Genomic DNA, 2,208 nt, shown 5'->3' with positions numbered 1-2,208 from the left:
ATGTTTGACATGGTGAAGACTATCGCACCATCAGCCAGAAAACCGAATTTTGCTGGGTGGGCTAACGATATCCGCCTGATGCGTGAACGTGACGGACGTAACCACCGCGACATGTGTGTGCTGTTCCGCTGGGCATGCCAGGACAACTTCTGGTCCGGTAACGTGCTGAGCCCGGCCAAACTCCGCGATAAGTGGACCCAACTCGAAATCAACCGTAACAAGCAACAGGCAGGCGTGACAGCCAGCAAACCAAAACTCGACCTGACAAACACAGACTGGATTTACGGGGTGGATCTATGAAAAACATCGCCGCACAGATGGTTAACTTTGACCGTGAGCAGATGCGTCGGATCGCCAACAACATGCCGGAACAGTACGACGAAAAGCCGCAGGTACAGCAGGTAGCGCAGATCATCAACGGTGTGTTCAGCCAGTTACTGGCAACTTTCCCGGCGAGCCTGGCTAACCGTGACCAGAACGAAGTGAACGAAATCCGTCGCCAGTGGGTTCTGGCTTTTCGGGAAAACGGGATCACCACGATGGAACAGGTTAACGCAGGAATGCGCGTAGCCCGTCGGCAGAATCGACCATTTCTGCCATCACCCGGGCAGTTTGTTGCATGGTGCCGGGAAGAAGCATCCGTTACCGCCGGACTGCCAAACGTCAGCGAGCTGGTTGATATGGTTTACGAGTATTGCCGGAAGCGAGGCCTGTATCCGGATGCGGAGTCTTATCCGTGGAAATCAAACGCGCACTACTGGCTGGTTACCAACCTGTATCAGAACATGCGGGCCAATGCGCTTACTGATGCGGAATTACGCCGTAAGGCCGCAGATGAGCTTGTCCATATGACTGCGAGAATTAACCGTGGTGAGGCGATCCCTGAACCAGTAAAACAACTTCCTGTCATGGGCGGTAGACCTCTAAATCGTGCACAGGCTCTGGCGAAGATCGCAGAAATCAAAGCTAAGTTCGGACTGAAAGGAGCAAGTGTATGACGGGCAAAGAGGCAATTATTCATTACCTGGGGACGCATAATAGCTTCTGTGCGCCGGACGTTGCCGCGCTAACAGGCGCAACAGTAACCAGCATAAATCAGGCCGCGGCTAAAATGGCACGGGCAGGTCTTCTGGTTATCGAAGGTAAGGTCTGGCGAACGGTGTATTACCGGTTTGCTACCAGGGAAGAACGGGAAGGAAAGATGAGCACGAACCTGGTTTTTAAGGAGTGTCGCCAGAGTGCCGCGATGAAACGGGTATTGGCGGTATATGGAGTTAAAAGATGACCATCTACATTACTGAGCTAATAACAGGCCTGCTGGTAATCGCAGGCCTTTTTATTTGGGGGAGAGGGAAGTCATGAAAAAACTAACCTTTGAAATTCGATCTCCAGCACATCAGCAAAACGCTATTCACGCAGTACAGCAAATCCTTCCAGACCCAACCAAACCAATCGTAGTAACCATTCAGGAACGCAACCGCAGCTTAGACCAAAACAGGAAGCTATGGGCCTGCTTAGGTGACGTCTCTCGTCAGGTTGAATGGCATGGTCGCTGGCTGGATGCAGAAAGCTGGAAGTGTGTGTTTACCGCAGCATTAAAGCAGCAGGATGTTGTTCCTAACCTTGCCGGGAATGGCTTTGTGGTAATAGGCCAGTCAACCAGCAGGATGCGTGTAGGCGAATTTGCGGAGCTATTAGAGCTTATACAGGCATTCGGTACAGAGCGTGGCGTTAAGTGGTCAGACGAAGCGAGACTGGCTCTGGAGTGGAAAGCGAGATGGGGAGACAGGGCTGCATGATAAATGTCGTTAGTTTCTCCGGTGGCAGGACGTCAGCATATTTGCTCTGGCTAATGGAGCAAAAGCGACGGGCAGGTAAAGACGTGCATTACGTTTTCATGGATACAGGTTGTGAACATCCAATGACATATCGGTTTGTCAGGGAAGTTGTGAAGTTCTGGGATATACCGCTCACCGTATTGCAGGTTGATATCAACCCGGAGCTTGGACAGCCAAATGGTTATACGGTATGGGAACCAAAGGATATTCAGACGCGAATGCCTGTTCTGAAGCCATTTATCGATATGGTAAAGAAATATGGCACTCCATACGTCGGCGGCGCGTTCTGCACTGACAGATTAAAACTCGTTCCCTTCACCAAATACTGTGATGACCATTTCGGGCGAGGGAATTACACCACGTGGATTGG

5 protein-coding genes are annotated in these 2,208 nt (G+C 51.2%); all 5 read left to right on the top strand.

Annotation, left to right across the window (positions count from 1 at the left end):
- Positions 1-300, top strand: a 300-nt coding sequence (locus ACTHSL_RS12435; RefSeq protein WP_000460009.1) for a hypothetical protein, incomplete at its 5' end; no start/stop codon positions are given.
- Complete coding sequence (locus tag ACTHSL_RS12430; RefSeq protein WP_000788910.1) at positions 297-998, top strand: replication protein P; 702 nt, start codon at positions 297-299, stop codon at positions 996-998. The genes ACTHSL_RS12435 and ACTHSL_RS12430, both read left to right, overlap by 4 nt.
- Positions 995-1,285, top strand: a complete 291-nt coding sequence (locus tag ACTHSL_RS12425) for a protein ren (RefSeq protein ID WP_000145933.1) — start codon at positions 995-997, stop codon at positions 1,283-1,285. The genes ACTHSL_RS12430 and ACTHSL_RS12425 overlap by 4 nt, the downstream gene beginning before the upstream one ends.
- 73 nt (positions 1,286-1,358) lie before the next feature.
- Entirely contained in the window at positions 1,359-1,799 is a 441-nt protein-coding gene (locus tag ACTHSL_RS12420; RefSeq protein ID WP_000736903.1) for a recombination protein NinB, read from the top strand.
- A partial coding sequence (locus ACTHSL_RS12415; protein WP_440381635.1) for a phosphoadenosine phosphosulfate reductase domain-containing protein occupies positions 1,778-2,208 on the top strand: 431 nt, incomplete at its 3' end. The genes ACTHSL_RS12420 and ACTHSL_RS12415, both read left to right, overlap by 22 nt.

Origin of the sequence: Neisseria sp. P0008.S010 (assembly GCF_051962715.1) — a bacterium.
GTDB classification, from domain to species: domain Bacteria; phylum Pseudomonadota; class Gammaproteobacteria; order Burkholderiales; family Neisseriaceae; genus Neisseria; species Neisseria elongata.
Note: the sequence above shows the minus strand (reverse complement) of the source record. Positions and strands in the feature narration are given on the sequence as shown.